11 protein-coding genes, 18 tRNA genes and 1 riboswitch are annotated in these 18,958 nt (G+C 40.8%); of the genes, 1 reads left to right on the top strand and 28 read right to left on the bottom strand.

Going from position 1 to position 18,958, the window contains the following annotated elements:
* Nucleotides 1-17: 17 nt before the first annotated feature.
* The 6 genes from AB3H93_RS11785 to AB3H93_RS11810 all read right to left on the bottom strand — a co-directional run bounded on the left by AB3H93_RS11785 (nt 18) and on the right by AB3H93_RS11810 (nt 11,403).
* Complete coding sequence (locus AB3H93_RS11785; RefSeq protein WP_368020620.1) at nt 18-1,532, bottom strand: SpaH/EbpB family LPXTG-anchored major pilin; 1,515 nt, start codon at nt 1,530-1,532, stop codon at nt 18-20.
* Entirely contained in the window at nt 1,525-2,559 is a 1,035-nt protein-coding gene (locus AB3H93_RS11790; RefSeq protein ID WP_368020621.1) for a pilin N-terminal domain-containing protein, read from the bottom strand. Before AB3H93_RS11790 ends, AB3H93_RS11785 begins: the two co-directional genes overlap by 8 nt.
* A complete protein-coding gene (locus AB3H93_RS11795) occupies nt 2,556-2,801 on the bottom strand; it encodes a hypothetical protein (protein WP_368020622.1) in 246 nt (81 codons plus the stop codon). Before AB3H93_RS11795 ends, AB3H93_RS11790 begins: the two co-directional genes overlap by 4 nt.
* A gap of 66 nt (nt 2,802-2,867) precedes the next feature.
* Nucleotides 2,868-7,682: a prealbumin-like fold domain-containing protein gene (locus AB3H93_RS11800; protein WP_368020623.1), complete on the bottom strand. Its 4,815-nt coding sequence runs from the start codon at nt 7,680-7,682 to the stop codon at nt 2,868-2,870.
* Between the two features lie 236 nt (nt 7,683-7,918).
* On the bottom strand, nt 7,919-9,688 hold the full coding sequence (locus AB3H93_RS11805; RefSeq protein WP_368020624.1) for an ABC transporter ATP-binding protein: 1,770 nt from the start codon (nt 9,686-9,688) through the stop codon (nt 7,919-7,921).
* 2 nt (nt 9,689-9,690) lie between these two features.
* Nucleotides 9,691-11,403 carry an ABC transporter ATP-binding protein gene (locus AB3H93_RS11810; protein ID WP_034868009.1) on the bottom strand — a complete coding sequence of 571 codons (1,713 nt, stop codon included), beginning with the start codon at nt 11,401-11,403 and terminating at the stop codon, nt 9,691-9,693.
* 117 nt (nt 11,404-11,520) lie between these two features.
* On the opposite strand from AB3H93_RS11810, the gene AB3H93_RS11815 reads away from it, so the two are divergent.
* Nucleotides 11,521-12,177, top strand: coding sequence for a TetR family transcriptional regulator (locus AB3H93_RS11815; protein WP_368020625.1), 657 nt, complete (start codon nt 11,521-11,523; stop codon nt 12,175-12,177).
* A 153-nt stretch (nt 12,178-12,330) separates the two neighbouring features.
* On the opposite strand, the gene AB3H93_RS11820 is transcribed toward AB3H93_RS11815, so the two are convergent.
* The 22 genes from AB3H93_RS11820 to AB3H93_RS11925 form a co-directional block, all read right to left on the bottom strand.
* Nucleotides 12,331-12,876: an acyl-CoA thioesterase gene (locus AB3H93_RS11820; RefSeq protein ID WP_010736958.1), complete on the bottom strand. Its 546-nt coding sequence runs from the start codon at nt 12,874-12,876 to the stop codon at nt 12,331-12,333.
* Nucleotides 12,877-13,007: 131 nt separating this feature from the next.
* Nucleotides 13,008-13,796, bottom strand: a complete 789-nt coding sequence (locus tag AB3H93_RS11825; RefSeq protein ID WP_368020626.1) for an alpha/beta hydrolase — start codon at nt 13,794-13,796, stop codon at nt 13,008-13,010.
* Nucleotides 13,797-13,950: 154 nt separating this feature from the next.
* Entirely contained in the window at nt 13,951-15,426 is a 1,476-nt protein-coding gene (locus AB3H93_RS11830; protein ID WP_368020627.1) for an MDR family MFS transporter, read from the bottom strand.
* Nucleotides 15,427-15,594: 168 nt separating this feature from the next.
* Entirely contained in the window at nt 15,595-16,788 is a 1,194-nt protein-coding gene (metK, locus tag AB3H93_RS11835) for a methionine adenosyltransferase (protein WP_368020628.1), read from the bottom strand.
* Nucleotides 16,786-16,864, bottom strand: a riboswitch (SMK box riboswitch). (Overlaps the previous gene by 3 nt.)
* A 343-nt stretch (nt 16,865-17,207) precedes the next feature.
* Nucleotides 17,208-17,279, bottom strand: a tRNA-Glu gene (locus AB3H93_RS11840).
* 12 nt (nt 17,280-17,291) lie between these two features.
* Nucleotides 17,292-17,365, bottom strand: a tRNA-Ile gene (locus AB3H93_RS11845).
* 15 nt (nt 17,366-17,380) lie between these two features.
* Nucleotides 17,381-17,451 (bottom strand) — tRNA-Gly (locus tag AB3H93_RS11850).
* 4 nt (nt 17,452-17,455) lie between these two features.
* Nucleotides 17,456-17,528, bottom strand: a tRNA-Phe gene (locus AB3H93_RS11855).
* Between the two features lie 3 nt (nt 17,529-17,531).
* Nucleotides 17,532-17,605 (bottom strand) — tRNA-Asp (locus AB3H93_RS11860).
* Between the two features lie 43 nt (nt 17,606-17,648).
* A tRNA-Met gene (locus tag AB3H93_RS11865) sits at nt 17,649-17,722 on the bottom strand.
* 46 nt (nt 17,723-17,768) lie between these two features.
* Nucleotides 17,769-17,858: transfer RNA gene (locus AB3H93_RS11870), tRNA-Ser, on the bottom strand.
* Nucleotides 17,859-17,876: 18 nt separating this feature from the next.
* Nucleotides 17,877-17,948: transfer RNA gene (locus AB3H93_RS11875), tRNA-Glu, on the bottom strand.
* A gap of 16 nt (nt 17,949-17,964) precedes the next feature.
* Nucleotides 17,965-18,052, bottom strand: a tRNA-Ser gene (locus AB3H93_RS11880).
* 24 nt (nt 18,053-18,076) lie between these two features.
* Nucleotides 18,077-18,150 (bottom strand) — tRNA-Ile (locus tag AB3H93_RS11885).
* A gap of 14 nt (nt 18,151-18,164) precedes the next feature.
* Nucleotides 18,165-18,235, bottom strand: a tRNA-Gly gene (locus AB3H93_RS11890).
* A 1-nt stretch (nt 18,236) separates the two neighbouring features.
* A tRNA-Asp gene (locus AB3H93_RS11895) sits at nt 18,237-18,313 on the bottom strand.
* Between the two features lie 46 nt (nt 18,314-18,359).
* Nucleotides 18,360-18,433 (bottom strand) — tRNA-Met (locus AB3H93_RS11900).
* Nucleotides 18,434-18,479: 46 nt separating this feature from the next.
* Nucleotides 18,480-18,569 (bottom strand) — tRNA-Ser (locus tag AB3H93_RS11905).
* A 24-nt stretch (nt 18,570-18,593) separates the two neighbouring features.
* Nucleotides 18,594-18,667 (bottom strand) — tRNA-Ile (locus AB3H93_RS11910).
* Nucleotides 18,668-18,681: 14 nt separating this feature from the next.
* Nucleotides 18,682-18,755 (bottom strand) — tRNA-Met (locus AB3H93_RS11915).
* A 28-nt stretch (nt 18,756-18,783) separates the two neighbouring features.
* A tRNA-Ala gene (locus AB3H93_RS11920) sits at nt 18,784-18,856 on the bottom strand.
* 19 nt (nt 18,857-18,875) lie between these two features.
* Nucleotides 18,876-18,949, bottom strand: a tRNA-Pro gene (locus tag AB3H93_RS11925).
* Between the last annotated feature and the right edge of the window lie 9 nt (nt 18,950-18,958).

The raw sequence follows: 18,958 nt of genomic DNA on the forward strand, positions 1-18,958 counted from the left end.
CCTCCTTCAAAACCTGTTTACATTGGCTTTTTTTTCGTTTGTCGGTACACCACATAAGCTGCTAAGAGAATCAGTCCCCCGATCAGCAGGAAAATATAGATACCCATACCACCCGTTTCCGGTAAAAGCCCTTGAGGTTGGTTTTCGATCGTGACTAAAGGTGTCTCTGAAGCAGTTGAATCAATTTCAAAAGTGGTATAAGAATCTAAAATGACGTAACCACTTGGAGCCGTCACCTCTTCCAACGTGTAGGTTCCCGCTTTAAAGCCCCGAATATCAAAATAGCCATCTGGTCCTGAGGTTATTTCTGTCCCGACATCATCCCAACCAATCAAGACATTCTCTTCATTCAGACGTGCGTACAATACTTGACCATCAGAATCTTTAAAAATCCGAAAGACCGCCCCACTTAATGGATTGCCATCATGACTATTGATCTTTCTAAATTGATGCTCATTCGTCTTGACTTTTGGTCCATCTAAGATCGTAGGATCCGAGCCAAAATCGATTGTGGCGGTATTATCAGATAGTTGAGTGATTGCATCACCCGTGAGCGACATGTCATAAGAAATCGTGAGCGTTTTTCCTTGTAATAATTCAACCACTTCCTCATTGTCAATGTGGAAAGTAATCGTAAACCCACCATTCGGAGTAGCTGTATCAATCGTAAAATAACTACTAGGTACCGCTACACCATCAATCAATACTTCGATTGAATCAGGGGTCGTTAGTCGCAACCCATTAGTTGGTGTATCCGTGATTTCGAAAAATGCTTTGTTACCTAAGTCACGGGGAACAGCAACCGTCAACAGATAATTTAAGATGTCATCTGTTCCAACATCATAGTAGGTTACTTGATTCCCATCTTGAGTGATTGTTACTTCATTAAACCGACCGCTATCTACTAAAGTTTTCGAATGTTCTTTCAAAATATTTTTAGGATAGAGGTGGATCTCTGTTAGTTCTCCATCACCAGCATAGACTGGCAAAGCCAAAAGTAGTGGGTATGCCATTTCATATATATTCGCTGGTGATTCTTCTTCGACAAAGAGATAAACAGCATCTCTACCTTGGGCATCTTTTCGAGGTAATTGGTCAAAGACCGCAATCCCCTGTCTGTTTGGATCGGTCTCGCCACTTGCGGTTGCTGTCACTTGAGTCTGCAAAGGGCCACTGGCATAATCAGGGGCTCTTTTATATAAAGCCGCATCAGACTGGATTCTTTCCAAGGCTTCTCGTGCTGTTTTCCCATCCTCTCTGATAGAACGAAAATATTGTTCTGTGACATCATAGACAGAAAATGTCACGCCGTCTAACGGATCACCGCCAAAGTTTTCCATTAGTTCACCAGTATTTTGTTGATACGCTTCTTTCGGGATCTCATCCTGCCAAACACGTTTATGAAGCGTGACATTCACATGCTCTGGGGCTGCTGCTACTGGAAGACTCATTCCTAAAAGACTGAATGCCGAAAACAACAACGTAGCAAGCATCACGAATATCCTGAATTTATTCTTTTTACTTTCAGTCATCTTCTTCCCTCCTAGTTTTGTTCATGTACTTCCTTAACAAGTAAGCCAGTAATAACAACGCAATACCTAAAATAGCTAGCGCTTGTCTCATTTCTGCAGTACGTGGTAACAGACGATTGAATAGCTGTTCCGTCCCTGTCGCTGTTCCTCCTTGTTCTCCCCCAGCATCCGTTGGCAGATCATCGTCCTTTTGAGACTCTCCTGTTCGTGAAATGTTATAGATTCTAGGTCCTTTCTCTACCGATTCGTCCTGTTCATCAGAAAAAGGTTCCGACATTTTTTGTTCATTAAGTGTCATGAATAAAAACTCACCTGATTCATTTTTCCAAGTATTTGGGATAAATAATGGAATCTGCCGATTTTCTTCACTGATCTCATACCCCGGAAGAGTTTGCAATTCTTCAAAATAGTATTCACCACCGATCAAAAAATGGTCTGCTATCTTGACACGCCCTGCAGCATCAGAGATGAAGGTTGCGATTGCTTCATCATTTAAGGGATCATCACTTTGTTTCCATACATCCCCTAACGCCTCCTGATTTTGTGCCAAATAGATTTTTTCCCCAGCTTCGTTATAACGAAACAGGGAAAAAATCACACCTTCGAGAGGTTCGGTCTGCTCAGTGTCTTCTTCTTTGCCATATTTGTAAAAATACGGTTGTCGAAAATACCCAGCATTTTTAGGATAAAGATGAATCTGAGTCAGCTCTACTTCATTTAATGGGTCCATTAGAGGCAAGCCAATCATTATCGGTGCAGCATTTGTCACATTGAAATAACTAGTTTGCTGGGAATGATCCTCAACGATCAGATAAATTCCATAGTGACCGTTGTGCTTTCTGGGAACATCGACCACACCCACTCCTTCGCCAAATTCAGCATGAGTCTGCGTTAGGACAGGACTACCTGTCACTTCTTCTAATTGCTGCTCTGCAATAAATTGTTCGATCTGGATCGGGTTCATCTGTCCCAAGCGTTTAGCTAAAGCTTGCGCATCTTCTTGTGCTTGAAGATAGTAATCCGTCAAATGATAGACATGAAACGTGGCCCATTATAAGGAACACTCAGACCAAGGCCATTTAAGTTAGCCAATTCATTTTCTGTCAATTGTCTGCCATTTGATGGAGAGGTCTGTGGATCTGTGATCGACTCATCTACAAGGACTCTCTTGTGTAAGATGAACGTCACAGTCTCAGGATCAGTAGCATAGCCTCTATATGGGAAGAATCCGGTTACTAACAGCAGTCCTAGCAGCAGCCATTGAAACATTCTTTTTTTCTGCATATCCTCTACTCCTTTCTCATTTGCTGAAATGCCATCAGACCGTCCTAATTACTATTTGCTATTTCGCTTACTTCTCAAGCGATAGAACAACCAACCTAGTAATAAAACAATGGTAGTGAGGGCTGCAATTAGAAAGAAGCGAAGTCCAGGTCCACCTGTCATTGGCAATAAGCCAGACGTTTCCGTATTCATGATTGGTACGACTTCCATTTCGTCCAAGTTTTGGACAGCTTCATGTGGTTGTAACAAAATGTAATCTGTATCAGCTAGCCTAAATCGTTCAGAAAGGTCACTACCTTCGTGATCAGTAATACTTATTTCTCTAATGTAATAATGATAAGCTTGACCATCTGGAGTAAATTTCTCCAAGCGGTTACTGATCCATTTCAACCCTTCACCTGTATCTCCTGGCGTTAAGAGAATCGTTTGGATTTTCTGCTTTTCCCCTTCTTCGACACTTCTAAATAACTCAAAGGTAATGTAGTTAATGCTCGAGTAATCTAAATCGCTGAATTCAAATTGTTTCTCAAATCCCACATAGACACGTTCAGGGGTACTTTCAGGTGTCGTGCTATTTTTCAGGATGATTTGCCAATTCTGATTAGCATCTTTCACGATCTTATTGAGATTATCAACTTGATCGCCCTCTTCCCCACTACTTAAATCAAAATATGGTTGCAGGTTTTTTCCTGTTTTGGTATTGATGATGCTGGTTTCTTTTACGATATATCGATAATCCTCACCTAAATCGGCTAACTCTTCGACCAGCACTTTAAACTCATTCTCCTGATTCAAAGTGAAAGTCATGGGTGTGAATGAAGCATCCAAGCGCCACTCATCGCTTTGTTCATGCCGTTGTTCCCTTAATAAATTGACCGTAATTTCATAATCTTCTTTGATCTCCTCTGGTACTGCCGCATTAGGCGTGGTAAAATCCCAATTTTTTTCGATCATGAAAGGCTTTGGTCGGTTTTCAACAGTCAACTTGAACTGTCCATTGTCTAATTGGATTGTTGCTCGTTCTTGTGTCACTGGAATCCCTTGTTCATCGGTGAAAAAAATTTCCTCTTCTCTACTAGTCGTTCCTGATGCCTGTACCTTGAAATAAATGGGCTCTGGTAGTACAGCAAACGGACCTGCTGGTGGAGTAATCTCTGTCAGACGATAGATTCCGTTCGTCAATCCATAAGCCTCTTCTTCATGAACACCACCGATCTGAGTAGGATTATCTACCGTAAATGTCCCTAATACTCTTTCAGGAAATTGTTCTTGGAAAAAATCTTTAGATTTTTTCTCTAAACGAAATTCTGAACCTGTAAGGTCATTTCCTTCGTGATCGGCTTTATAGAATTCCACGATTCGATGGATTCCTGAAGCATAACCTTCGCCCGTCGTGATGTCCGTAATGGATTCTTCCGTCACTTTTTGTTTTCCATTCAAGAAAACACCTGCACGATTATTGACAGAATCAGCGGTTGTTTGGGCAGTATATTCTACGATCAATGTTTTATCTGTCACTTCTGACTGACCAGTATTATCACCTACAACTAATTGGAAATGAGCAGTTTTTTGCGATAAATTGATCAAACCGTCCGCAGCTAACTGGTCAAAGGCGGTTTCTGCCTTCACACCTGGCTCACTTAAAGCTCTTCCTGTTTGCTGACTGATCCAATGAGCTTCACTTGTATCATTTTCTGGATTTGCTTGCCATTCAAAGATTTGATAAGCACCTCGCCCATCTACGCCAATGTACTCTGGCAAATATGGGACTAAGAGTTGTTGTGGTGCCAACAGTAGAAAATCTTGTTCATCGATTAAACGGCGTATTTTTTCAAATTGCTGAGTCTGGGGATTGTATTTTCCTTCAAAAACGTTGATTCGATATTTTCCAGTATCGGGATCTAGCAGAAGCGTCGTTTCTTCTTCATGATCCATGAGATCAAAGAGATACAAATTCTGGTATTTGGCGCCACCTGGATTCACGATCACGCGGTAGGTGATATGTTCGCCGTCGTCTGCTACTTCACCCGTCTTGATCACTAAACTTTCTGTCGGTATCGTGACTTGCGTTTCTACTTCTGTCTTGCGCCCACCAGGACTTGTCAGTGTCGCTATATTTTTATAAGAACCTGCTAGTAATGGATTATCAGCTAGTTCTTGAGTGGCAACATAATCGGCAATGAAGAAGATAACGATTGGTCGATGACTCTCTTTTAAGAGAACGATCCGCATCAATTGTGTTTGCGGATCATATTCTAGGCGATAATCCGTACCTTTCACTAGTCGTTCATTCCCTGCATAATCTCCTGCCGCTATTTTCCAGCGGTGTTGGTTCGTATCAGGATCAATCGGACCAGCTAGGTTGGCGGTCCCCTGAAAGACGTGAACAGAGTCTGGCTTAAACTCCCAACCAGCAAGGGTCGAAAAATCATCTTCAATGACGGTTCCTGCTGGTAATGGACCACTGGAAGGATTGAATTCTAGACGAAACAGTGTTTGGTAGCGATCAACGATTCCAGTGTAGACCGGTTGTCGACTCTCATTTGAAAAACTTTCATCTGTCCAATATTCAAACGTTCCGATATTTCCAGCATCAGCTTGTTCTGCATCTTCAGCGATTGCTTCTTCATACTTTTGCCCTGGCTGTAGGAATAACCCTTTTTTATGTCCATCGTTTATGAGGCTATAGTGCCAATTGCCAAATGTTCCATAACCAACTGAATCTTGAGAATACTGAACGTCTCCTTGCCGCCAAGTTGCTTTGGCGTAGTTGAAGAACGTAATATCTGGATGGATATACGTTCCACCTAACCAAGGATAGATCCCTTGGACTACTGGATCGCTGGAATAGTAATTACTTCTATTGAACTGAGAAGGGTCTTCATCCCAGATTTTTAAATAACCTCTACTAGATAACTGATGCTCTTTCGTTGAAAAATGAATCTTAATGGTTCGATCCGTTGTTTCGTAATCTCCAATCAAGCGGATCGTAAACCCTGTTTGATAAGCACTATTCGCTTGATGTAAATAACTCCCATCTGGCAACATCAATCGTTCGCCTGGTTCAGAAAGATTATGCAAAACCAACTCAAAATCAACACCCTTTTCTAATGTGTTGCCTACGTCATCTGTGATGATTAATGTCGATTCTAGTAATGAGCGAGCATAATAGATCCATTTAAAAGGACGAACATTGTTCTCATAGTAGCCGTGATAGTTATTAGGATCGAACAATCGCACGAGATCCTCTTCAAAGATGATGGAAGAATCACGGATTTCTACTTGTTCAACTAATTTGTTTTCCTGATTGAACAAAATCTCCCAATGTTGGATCTGCTGAGTCTGGTCACCCCCAACTCCACGTTTTACGATCCCTGGCATGCTTGGGTTAGGAATGATTCCGCCAGCGCTACCTTCACCAAAACTTCCTTGGATCGCATGGTTGGAAAACTGGATCGTATCCGCTGAAACCTGTCCATCCGTCGTTTGTATCCTCGTTTGGTAGGTGATTCGGTAGGTGCCATTCGCATCCCCTGGTGGTGTGAGCGTCATCTCTGTGTTTTCTGCATTGAAACCGACTGTAAAGCCTTCCGCATTCGTTCCAGTGATCTGCAGTGAATTTTGTTCAAAGGTATGGCTCGCAGCATTTGCTGGAATGACGGATAATCGATCGACGATAGGGTCTTTTTCACCATCGACGTAATAATACGTGTCGATTTGCCAAGTCACGAGTACATAGTCATACGCTTCGCGATTCCCCGTTGGTTGACCAGGCTCATCTGTCGCCCGATAAAAATCAATTTTGTCTGATCCATTTGGATTTTTAGCTATTCGTTTTGAAAAATTTTGTTTTACGATATCAAATTCGACGTCATTCGTTTCTGTCCGACCCAACTCATCACTTTCGACAATGAGTTGATTATGAACAGTTGGTTGGCTCAGATCTTTGACTCTGGTACGGATGATTAATCGATAAGCGGTTCGTTTAGGTGCTTCATTATTTCTGATCGTCCAAGTTATTTGGTTATCTTGTTGCGCTTGACTATAATCACTTGCTAATAAAGGATGGAACTGTTCATCTTCAACTTCTTTCTTTTGGATACTAACTGACACAAATTCCTGGTTATCACCAAAGAAATCTGTGATTTTCACATTTGTCAACGCCCGATGTTCTTCGTTGATCAACGCTTCCCATTCAACAATTCCAGTATCCCGATTAAAACTAATCCCCTGTTTTTCAACGATCTCTTCCCCTTTAACAATGATTGGCACTTCAACTACACCATATTCTCCCAAATCTACGATCAATTCTTCGGTAATATTATCAAAACTCGTATCAATAGAAAACGAACCCTGAATCTCACTAAAATTATAAATACGGGTATTAAATTGGATCGCTATACTACGATCCTCATTTACATAAAACGTGCCAAAAGAAAATCGTCCAGTTTCATCCATCAATTCGCCCGATAGACCACCTGCTGGAATCAATAATGTGTCAGGAATATTTTCAATGATCGTATAGCGTTCATTAGCCATTAGATCGCCACTAGGATAAATATCGTCATCGACCAACCACCAATTGATTTGAAGGCGGACATTCGTATCGCTTGGAACGCCTGTTTCGGGCAAATCACTCGTATACGTGCCGTCTTTTTCAGGATCGATCATCAATTGGACGCCGTTATCATTGTTCCCGTAAGCCTCACCTAATTGAAAACCTGTTGGTTGTCCAGTTACCTGGAAATGACCATTTGAGGAAGCATGGACTAGCGGCCCCATCAAAAAGAGCGGGTTGGACAAAGGAACCAAAATCGTCAAGAGCATCATCAATTGTAAGCACACCTGCCTTATTTTTACCTTCATACCCATTACCTGCCTTTTTATAGTTTTTAAGGAGCGCCTTATTTAACATGAAATATAACAGGTTTCTTGAAACAGCTTACTTCAACTTTTTCAGACAAGTCTGAAAAATAACGATTCTTATCTCACAATAGCAAAAGTCAAAGAGATCTCTATATGCAAAAAAAGACTACTTAGAAAAGAGCCATTCCCTCTTCTAAGTAGTCTATTAGTTAGCTTATTTGTTCATCAAAAACAGATCATTCAAAGACAAACTGATTATGATAAAGTTCAGCATAGAAGCCATCTTCTGCCAACAACTGATGATGATTTCCTTCTTCGATTACTTTTCCATCACGTAAAACAACAATACGATCCGCATTTAAAATCGTTTTTAACCGGTGGGCAATCACAAAACTAGTACGTCCTTTGATTGCTTCGTCCATGGCTTTTTGGATTTTAGCTTCTGTTACTGTGTCCACGTTACTTGTTGCTTCATCTAAAATCAACAATGAAGGATTCGTAATGATCGTTCTGGCAATACTGATCAATTGTTTCTGACCGGTACTGAACAAGTTGTTTTCTTCAGATACTTCTGTTTCATACCCTTTTTCTAGATTCATGATAAAGTCATGAATATTCGCCTGCTTAGCGGCATTGATCACTTCTTCATCTGTCGCATCAGGTTTCCCAAAGACAATATTGTCGCGAATAGTACCCGAGAATAGGACGGATTCTTGTAAAACGATTCCTACATGTTTTCGTAAAGCATCTAAATCATACTCACGGATGTCTGTCCCATCAATCGTTACTGCACCACTATTCACATCATAAAAACGATTCAATAGATTCATGATCGTTGTTTTACCTGAGCCAGTCGGTCCAACTAACGCGACCATTTCGCCTTTATTTACATCAATAGATACATCATTTAACACTAATTTATCAGGGTTATAACCAAAATCAACGTGTTCCAAAGATAAGCCTTTATCGATCCCATTAAAGGATTGACCATTCGCTGGTTTTACTTCATCTTTTTCAGCAAACATCTCATTCAGTCTACGTGCCCCTGTGATCGCTAATTGGATCATGCTATAACCAGATGAAATTTGCATCAATGGTTGATAATATTGTTGGGAATACTGAACGAACGTAACTACCAATCCTAAAGCAACCGAGCGTTCCAGATCCCCATTCAGTGCTAACCATCCACCAAAGAAAATGACGATTGCGGTATTCACTAAAGACATCCCTTGCATCATTGGGAAAAGCAATCCTGAATAAGCTTGTCCTTTAAACGTTGCTTTACGAACAGTCTCATTGTGTTCTAAGAAACCATCAATTGTCTCTTCCTGTAATCCATTGGTGATGATGACACGTTGACCACTGATTTTTTCATCCATATAGCCGTTCAATTTCCCAACTTCGTCTTGTTGTAAATCAACGTATTTTCTTGCCTTTTGGATAATCAAAACAGCAATCAAAACTGCCACTGGTGTAGAAGCAATTGTTGCCCAAGCTAACTCAACATTTTGGCGGAACATCATAATCAATATCCCAAAAAGTAAAACGATATTGGTGATTACTTGGAGCAAAGCTTGGTTCAAACTATTTTGGATATTATCTAAATCACTCGTAAATCGACTAAGAATTTCCCCATCTTGATGAGAATCAAAGAAGCGGATCGTCAATTTTTCTAGTTTATTGAATAAACCAATACGCATCCGATTCGTCGATTTACCCACCACTTGCGTAAATAAGATACTGTAAATGAAGTTTGCGGCACTCGCTAAAACATAAAACATTAATAGTTTCCAAATAATGGAAACGAAGCGACTCTTATCATCGACTCCTTGCATCAAAGCCCCAACATAGTTAGCTAGTTCTTGAAAGGCTTCTCCGATATATTGTGGCGCCTTCACTTGAAGATAAGTGGCAATGATAACTGTAACAAAAATAAAGAAAAAGGAGACCTTATACCGTTTTAAATAGTGATAGAAAAACTTACTGGCTTTTATTAAATCAGTCATGGCTACTCCTCCGTTCCTTTTTGTGTTTCGAAAATTTCTTGGTACACCCGATTGGTTGCTACTAGTTCTTCGTGTGTTCCTTCACCCACTAATCTGCCTTCATCTAATACAAGAATCCGGTCTGCTTTGACAACAGAAGCGATTTTTTGAGCGATCACAATCGTAGTAGTGCCTTTTAATTCTTTTGCTAATGCTTCACGAACCAACTTTTCAGAACGTGCATCTAATGCACTGGTACTATCATCTAAGATCAAAATCTTAGGATCACCAATGACACCTCGGGTAATAGACAACCGCTGTTTCTGTCCACCTGAAAAGTTACTACTACGTTCTTCCACAGGAGCCTCATAGCGATCTGCTAATTTTTCGATAAATTCTTGTGCTTGAGCAATCGCAGAAGCATGTTCCATATCTTTTTCAGAAGCATCTTTTTTCCCTTGACGCAAGTTTTGCGCAATCGTTCCAGAGAAAAGGATCGCTTTTTGTAAAACAAAGGATACAGTGTGACGTAAGCTTTTTTCATTGACTTGTCTTAAATCTACGCCGCCTACTTCCACTTTTCCTTCTGTTGGGTCAAACAATCGTGGAATCAACTGAGCGAGTGTCGATTTACCAGCTCCTGTTGCACCAACAATCCCCACCATTTCACCTGGTTGGATCGAAAAACTGATGTCTTTCAATGTGTCTGCATCATCGCCAGGATAACGGAAAGAAACATGATCAAAAGTGACTGATCCAGTTAAATCCTGTTCTGGCACATCTTGGTATGTTAAATCTGGTTCTGTGTCTAAAATCTCTTTGATCCGTTTCAATGAAACTGCAGCTCTTGATGTCATCATCATCATCATTCCACCAATAATGATTGCCATCATGATCTGCATCAAATAGTTCATGAAAGAAGCCAAACCACCGATTAAGGTTGGATCATCTTTTGCTAAATCACTAACAAAAAAGATTGCGCCAACTACTGCTAAATTAGCAGCCAACATAAAGGATGGAATCATCACAGAAAACAAGGTTCCCACAATGATGTTGTGTTTCGTTAGATCTTCGCTGACTTTACTAAACTCTTTCAATTGATTGTCTTCTTGGACAAAAGATTTGACTACACGGATCCCCATAAGATTTTCTTTGGCAATACTATTGACTTTATCAATCAGTTTTTGGATGATCATAAAATGTTTACCCATTCTGGTAAATGATAAAGCTGTAATCAAGAAAACTGCTACGATCAATGCGACAATGATCCACCATAATTGCGGCATCGTCATCATTGCCAAAACAAAAGCCCCGATAAACAGAAATGGAATTCTAAAGAGCGATTGTAAAGAAATCATGACTAGGTTTTGAATTTGTGTAATATCATTTGTTAGTCGAACTACCAGATTTCCAGCAGAGAATTTTTCGATATTTCCAAATGAAAAAGTCTGGATTTTACGAAATGCTTCTTCCCGAATATCAGCACTAATCCCTTGTGCCACTTTCGCTGAAAAAATCGTATTTGAAACTCCAGCTGCCAGTCCTAATAAAGCTAAACTGATCAAGTATACACCGATCGTTTTCATCTTGTCGTTATCTTCTGTAATAATAGCTTCTAATACTTGTTGTAAAAGCTTCGGTTGCCATAATGCGGCACTTACCATAATCGCTACAGAAAACAATGAAATAAATACAGCAACTTTGTATTTTTTTGCATGTCTTAAAATTAAGCCCATTGGTTGTTACACCCCTTTTTATTAAAATTGACAGGTCTTATTTAACACTGTAAAATAAGGCCGACTAACAATTTACCATGTTTAAAAAAATATTGCAATACAAGAGGTTGATTAAATTTGGAACCAAAGCTTTCCCAAGAAATGATTATCAAATCTGCTTTTGCGATTCTGGCAGAAACGCAAGAACTATCAAAACTATCTATGCGAAACCTTGCTCAAAAAGTTCAAGTAAAAGCCCCTGCGCTTTACTGGTATTTCAAAAATAAGCAAGACTTGCTCCAAAAAATGGCTGAATTCATGGAAAATGAACTAATCATTCCCGATCCTCATTTACCTTGGCAGGAACGCCTTGTTCAATTCATGGAAAACTACTACGACCTTTACACCCACTTTCCTTGTGGTGCAGAGCTAGAAATCAATACCGTTCCTTCTTATGCGAGTCGTTTGGAACACTTAGAAATGATGATCCAGATTCTTATCCAAGCGGGCTTTTCGATTGACCGTAGTCGTCAAGCAGTGTTTGCACTTCATAACTTGTTGATTGGTCAACTGATGGATCAACAGCATGAACAGAATCTTCGGCACAAAATCATGACCGGTAATCACTTACTCAAAGATGCTATTCTTTCTATGAAAAGTTATGTCGAAGAAAATGCACTAGTTGGACTAAAGGCTAGTATCACCGCTCACCAGCACCAAGAAAATGAAAAACAACTCTTTCTTGATAGCGTGACGATCTATCTTCAAGGGTTGGCTGTACAAAAAGAATCGTAAACAAAAAAAGACATGAAGGCAAGTTCGCGAACTTGCCTTCATGATTTTTTGTTTACTGTTTGAGTTGACCACATGAATAGACCTTCCTATTCCACAAGTAATAGCCAGTTTAGCTACTAGTTTAGCCATTTCACTTATCCTAGATGAAGCAGTCTAATCATCTATTCCTTCATTTTTTAACCAAGGAAGGTCTGTTGATAATTGAGCAGCAAAAGCTCGGTAGTCTTCTCGTTCTTGTAAGCGCTGTTTGCGCCGTTTTTCGTATCCTGCGCACACTAGTTTTTCTTCTGCCGTGTCAGGTATGACTTTAGGTACTGTAAATTCCGTTTCTTCATTCATATGAGACGGAACAGCGACAAATGTTGTAAAACAAGTTGCGGCTAAGTAACGCTCCCCAGTTGTCAGATTTTCTCCAATAATTTTAACGAATACTTCCATCGATTTATGATGAGTACCACTTACATAAGATTCTACACACACAGAATGGTTTTCATGCAATGGCTTCAAAAAATTCAAGCTGTCTAAAGAAGCGGTAACTGCACCTCTACGACAATGTCTTGTCACAGAGATCGACGCAGCATCATCGATCATCGTCATCAATTTCCCACCAAATAAAAACCCAAAAGGATTAAGATCAAATGGAAAAATCCGATGTGTTTGGATGACTATCGATTCTTTACAATGTTTTATCTCTTCCAAAAAAACACCTCTTTCAAATTATTACCTTATGATTCGTCTTAGAAAAAAGCTAAGGCCAAGACAATGTCCTAGCCCTAGCGATCGTCCTGAAAAATAGTCTCAAAAGCTAAGAAAGATCAAGGATTCTTCCCCTATTTTTCTTCAAATAACCATTCCAAAGCACGTTGAATCCACTGATCCCAAAATACCCAATTATGTTCACCAGGACCATGTTCGAAGGTTACGCCAATTCCATTTGCTTTCAATGAATCGGTCATTTCTTGATTTGCTTGATAAAGAAAATCTGATTCTCCACATGCCAAGTAGATACGAGGTGCTGTTTTGTCGCTCTTTACTAATTCTTCTAATAAATACTGAGGATCATTAACTGAACCTTTGATCTGATCTAACGGTCCAAATACGCCCTCCCAGAATTTTGCCTTTCGAATCATCAATAAATCATCCATCCGATTGCCTACTGAAATGGCTCCTGATAAAGAAATGATTGCAGCAAAATTTTCTGGTTTTGCTAGTCCAAGTTTCAAAGCACCATAGCCACCCATTGATAATCCAGCAGCATAAGTCTTTTCTCTTTTTGTCGTTAATTGTGGAAACAGTTCATGACAGATTTCGGGAAGCTCTTCTGAAATAAACGTCCAGTATTTCATATCATAGGCCGTGTCGGTATACCAACCTAGATCAGTAGAAGGCATAATGACCGCTAATCCATGGTCTGCGACATATCTTTCAATCGACGTCCGACGCTCCCAGACACTATGATTTCCTCCCATTCCGTGCAGAAGGTATAACACAGGAACATCTGTTGTCGCTTGTTGTGAACTCGTACCGATCACTTTATTTGTTGTTTGTGGAAGGATTACATTCAGGCTTACTTCCATCTCTAAAACATTTGAATAAATATTTGCTTGAATAAATGCCACGTTGAAACATCCTCTCTAAGGTGTGAAAAATAGTGTTTTTGACCTGACCAATAATGACAAATTTTGATAAAACAACTATTCTAACACCGGTTATCGTTGTGAAATAATTGGTCAAACGACCTCACAAAGTAACATTTAGTACTACTTTCTTGTACTAATACTCTCTTATTCTATCACTTTTTTCACGAACGACAAATGTCAATGCAAAAGCGACCACTACTAGTAATAGCCCCACAAAATAGACTTGATGCAATCCTTCATATAAAATCTTCCGTAAAGGCGTGATCAACTCTGACGCAATGTTTTTAGCTGTTTGTGGGTTGACTAGCTTATTCATGATATCTGCATCATTCGTCAAATTAGTCGCATTTAGCTCCCGTTGTGTTACTCCATTGATCAATAAGCCAAAGACTGCCACCATCACAGTTTGTCCAATCGTCCGCACCAATGTATTGAACGAGGTAGCTACCCCTAGTTGATCTCGAGACACACTATTTTGGGCACTAACAGTTGAGGTAGTCATGGTGATTCCTAGTCCTACACCAATGACCGTTGAAATAGCAAAGAACCATAAAAAATTACTTTCAAATGGCATTAACCAGAGCCAGGCACCACCTAGGGAAGCAATTAACAGACCAATTCGTAATACCCAATTCGTTGCCATTTGAGTCATCCACTTACTTGCTAAGAAAGAACCGACCATCCAAACAAGTGAAAGCGGTGCTAAGACCAATCCCCCTACTGCAGCATTTAGCCCCAATACCCCTTGCATCCACATCGGGATATACACATCGATGCCCATTAAGAACCCACTAGCTAAAGCAGCTGCTAGATTCACGACCACAAATAGTGGATTAGCAAAAAGATGCAACATGATCACAGGGTCTTTGGCTCTTTTTTCGGCTACAATAAATAAAAATAATAGAAGAAGACTTCCGATCAAAAGCCCGATCACTACTGGAGTAAATCCTTGATCCCCTAACAATTGAAATCCAAGAAGTAAAGCAACCAACATCGCCATCAAACTAAAACTCCCGAATAGATCCATCGGTTTCGACTCATGTTCTCTCTGTGGCTCGTTCAAATAAAGCCAGATCAAAACCATCAATAAAAGCCCGATTGGTACATTAATAAAAAAGATCCAATGCCAACTGATCGTTTCTACAATAAAACCTCCAGCTAATGGTCCAAAAACACTAGCAATTCCCCAAGCCGAACTGTTCAAACCTAAAACTTTTGCTCTTTTTTCAATCGTATATAAATCGCCAATGATCGTTAACGCCACTGGCATCATTGCTCCAGCGCCCATTCCTTGAACAGCACGAGCAGCAATCAACCCCATCATGGTTTGAGAAAGTCCACAAAATAAAGAACCAATAATAAATAATAGCGTTCCAAAGATAAAAATAGGTTTTCTCCCCACTTTATCTGCAAGTTTGCCATAGATCGGTGTCAGCATCGCATTCGTTAGTAAATAAATCGAAAATACCCAATTCATGATCTCCATACCGTGAAGAGAGCCGACGATCGTAGGCATCGCAGTGGTCACGATCGTTCCTTCAATTGCTGTCATGAAAGTTGCAATAAACACACTGATCGTTACTAATTTGACGTTTGTTTCTCTTTTCATCTTATTCCTCCTTTTTTTGTTGTTGCCAAATAAATTTTAGCCAAAAAAAATAGGCTTTATCATTTATCAAAAACACGAATCAAAAACGACCATGGATTTCTCTTCAGTCGTTAGGATAAAAAAAACTGGAATGATCCCATAAAGAGAACCATTCCAGCCATCAAAAAGCTATTTTGCTAAGCTTGCTTTAATTGCATCAACTTTATCTGTTTTTTCCCATGGCAATTCGATATCCGTACGACCGAAATGACCATAAGCTGCTGTTTGACGATAAATTGGACGACGTAAATCAAGCATTTCAATAATACCTGCAGGTCGTAGATCAAAGTTTTCTCTCACAGCGGCAATCAAGTCTTCTTCTGGAACAGTTGACGTACCAAAAGTATTGATTGAAATAGATACAGGTTGTGCAACACCGATCGCATAGGCTAACTGAACTTCAGCTTTTCTTGCCAAACCAGCTGCTACAATGTTTTTCGCAATGTAACGAGCGGCATAACTTGCTGAACGGTCAACCTTAGTAGCATCTTTCCCAGAAAATGCTCCACCACCATGACGAGCATAGCCGCCATATGTGTCAACGATGATTTTTCTTCCCGTCAACCCAGCATCTCCTTGAGGTCCCCCAATAACAAAGCGACCAGTAGGATTGATGTAGTATTTTGTGTTGTCATCAAGTAATTCAGCTGGAATAACTTCTTTTATTACTTTTTCAATGACGTCATGACGAATTGTTTCATTGTCCACTGCATCATCATGTTGTGTTGAAATAACGATGGTATCCACTCGTTCTGGCTGACCATTGTCATCATATTCAACTGTTACTTGTGATTTTGCATCTGGACGTAGATAAGTTAATTCATTGGATTTACGTAAATCAGCTAAACGACGAACTAGACGATGGCTTAATGCAATTGGTAAAGGCATTAATTCAGGTGTTTCATCGACTGCAAAACCAAACATCAATCCTTGGTCTCCAGCACCGATCTCATCCAATACATCTCTCTTCGCTTCGTCACGAATCTCAAGTGCTTCATCAACACCTTGAGCGATATCTGGTGATTGTTCATCAATTGCAACTAATACAGCTACTGTATCTCCATCAAAGCCAAATTTTGCTCGTGTGTAGCCAATCTCTTTGATCGTTTGACGTACCACTTTTTGAATATCCACGTAGGCAGTGGTTGAGATTTCTCCAAATACCAATACAAGACCAGTGGTAACAGATGTTTCACAAGCCACACGTGCATTTGGATCCTTTGCTAAAATTGCATCCAAGATCGCATCACTGATTTGATCAGCAACTTTATCTGGATGTCCTTCAGAAACAGATTCTGAGGTAAATAAATGTCTTTCTCCCATAGTGATTCCCCCTAGTTAAATTCGGTTACAAGGCATCTCCGTCGATGACGGATCCTCTCGGGAACTTGCAACGAACCAAGTATAGCAGATATTTGAAATTTACGCTTGTTTTTTTAACGTAATTACTTAAAAATTTGAATAGTTCATTGATTATGCTGGTTATTTCCTTTATCCCAGGTAATCATTTCGCTTCACTATGCTACATGTTTAAAGAATAGCAAATAAAAAAGGTTCAAAGTTTAGGAGCATAAGTATACAACAAATCCTTTGCAGCAGAACCAAATTTTTTTCATTCTATTTCTGATCACCTATAGAATCAAATAAAAAGACCTAAAACAATCATCGCCTACGATAACTATCTTAAGTCTTTTGAAATCATTCTTACAAATAAAAAAAGATACTTTAGAAAGTATCTTTAATGACCCGTACGGGATTCGAACCCGTGTTACCGCCGTGAAAGGGCGGTGTCTTAACCGCTTGACCAACGGGCCAGGTGAAACTAATGGGCCTAAATGGACTCGAACCATCGACCTCACGCTTATCAGGCGTGCGCTCTAACCAGCTGAGCTATAGGCCCATAAAAAAAACTAAAAGCGGGTGACGAGAATCGAACTCGCGACAACAGCTTGGAAGGCTGTGGTTTTACCACTAAACTACACCCGCATTATGGCGCGGGACAGAATCGAACTGCCGACACATGGAGCTTCAATCCATTGCTCTACCAACTGAGCTACCGAGCCAAACGGTCTGGACGGGACTCGAACCCGCGACCTCCTGCGTGACAGGCAGGCATTCTAACCAGCTGAACTACCAGACCATATTTAGTTTCTTATTTGGTGACTTTGAAAAATCAAAGTCAATTGCGGGAGCAGGATTTGAACCTACGACCTTCGGGTTATGAGCCCGACGAGCTACCAGACTGCTCCATCCCGCGATAATATAATTTGCGAATCAACTACTTTGTAGTAACTCTCAAAGAAAGGAGGATAAGGGATTCGAACCCTTGCACGGTTTTACCCGCCTGACGGTTTTCAAGACCGTTCCCTTCAGCCGGACTTGGGTAATCCTCCAATATAAAACTATAATCATGACCCGTACGGGATTCGAACCCGTGTTACCGCCGTGAAAGGGCGGTGTCTTAACCGCTTGACCAACGGGCCAGGTAAAATATTGAAACGGAGAAGGAGGGATTTGAACCCTCGCGCCGGTTTCCCGACCTACACCCTTAGCAGGGGCGCCTCTTCAGCCACTTGAGTACTTCCCCAAAACCAATAAGATTTTGTACTAATGGGCCTAAATGGACTCGAACCATCGACCTCACGCTTATCAGGCGTGCGCTCTAACCAGCTGAGCTATAGGCCCATAAAAAAACTAAAAGCGGGTGACGAGAATCGAACTCGCGACAACAGCTTGGAAGGCTGTGGTTTTACCACTAAACTACACCCGCATGGCGGTCTGGACGGGACTCGAACCCGCGACCTCCTGCGTGACAGGCAGGCATTCTAACCAACTGAACTACCAAACCATGATTTTAGTTTTTTTAATTGTCGACTTTGAAAAATCAAAGTCAATTGCGGGAGCAGGATTTGAACCTACGACCTTCGGGTTATGAGCCCGACGAGCTACCAGACTGCTCCATCCCGCGATAATATGATTTGCGAATCAACTACTTTATAGTAACTCACAAAGTAAGGAGGATAAGGGATTCGAACCCTTGCACGGTTTTACCCGCCTGACGGTTTTCAAGACCGTTCCCTTCAGCCGGACTTGGGTAATCCTCCAATATGGAACTTACAACGTCACTATGGACCTTGTAGGACTCGAACCTACGACCGGACGGTTATGAGCCGTCTGCTCTAACCAACTGAGCTAAAGGTCCAGGCTCTTTAAAAATCGCGGCGGAGGGGATCGAACCCCCGACCTCCCGGGTATGAACCGGACGCTCTAGCCAGCTGAGCTACACCGCGAAAAAAGATATTCATTATTCAAATGAAATGGAGCCTAGCGGGATCGAACCGCTGACCTCCTGCGTGCAAAGCAGGCGCTCTCCCAGCTGAGCTAAGGCCCCGTGTGAAAATTATTATCTATCGGGAAGACAGGATTCGAACCTGCGACCCCTTGGTCCCAAACCAAGTGCTCTACCAAGCTGAGCTACTTCCCGTTGATATAA

The sequence above is a fragment of the Enterococcus sp. C74 genome, from assembly GCF_040887125.1.
In the GTDB taxonomy this organism is placed as follows: Bacteria; Bacillota; Bacilli; order Lactobacillales; family Enterococcaceae; genus Enterococcus_B; species Enterococcus_B hirae.

Excerpts from the sequence above, each read along its gene's own strand:
- AB3H93_RS11785 (WP_368020620.1), bottom strand. The coding sequence starts at position 1,532 with ATGACTGAAAGTAAAAAGAATAAATTCAGGATATTCGTGATGCTTGCT.
- AB3H93_RS11795 (WP_368020622.1), bottom strand. The coding sequence starts at position 2,801 with ATGTTTCAATGGCTGCTGCTAGGACTGCTGTTAGTAACCGGATTCTTC.
- AB3H93_RS11800 (WP_368020623.1), bottom strand. The coding sequence starts at position 7,682 with ATGAAGGTAAAAATAAGGCAGGTGTGCTTACAATTGATGATGCTCTTG.
- AB3H93_RS11805 (WP_368020624.1), bottom strand. The coding sequence starts at position 9,688 with ATGACTGATTTAATAAAAGCCAGTAAGTTTTTCTATCACTATTTAAAA.
- AB3H93_RS11810 (WP_034868009.1), bottom strand. The coding sequence starts at position 11,403 with ATGGGCTTAATTTTAAGACATGCAAAAAAATACAAAGTTGCTGTATTT.
- AB3H93_RS11830 (WP_368020627.1), bottom strand. The coding sequence starts at position 15,426 with ATGAAAAGAGAAACAAACGTCAAATTAGTAACGATCAGTGTGTTTATT.
- metK (WP_368020628.1), bottom strand. The coding sequence starts at position 16,788 with ATGGGAGAAAGACATTTATTTACCTCAGAATCTGTTTCTGAAGGACAT.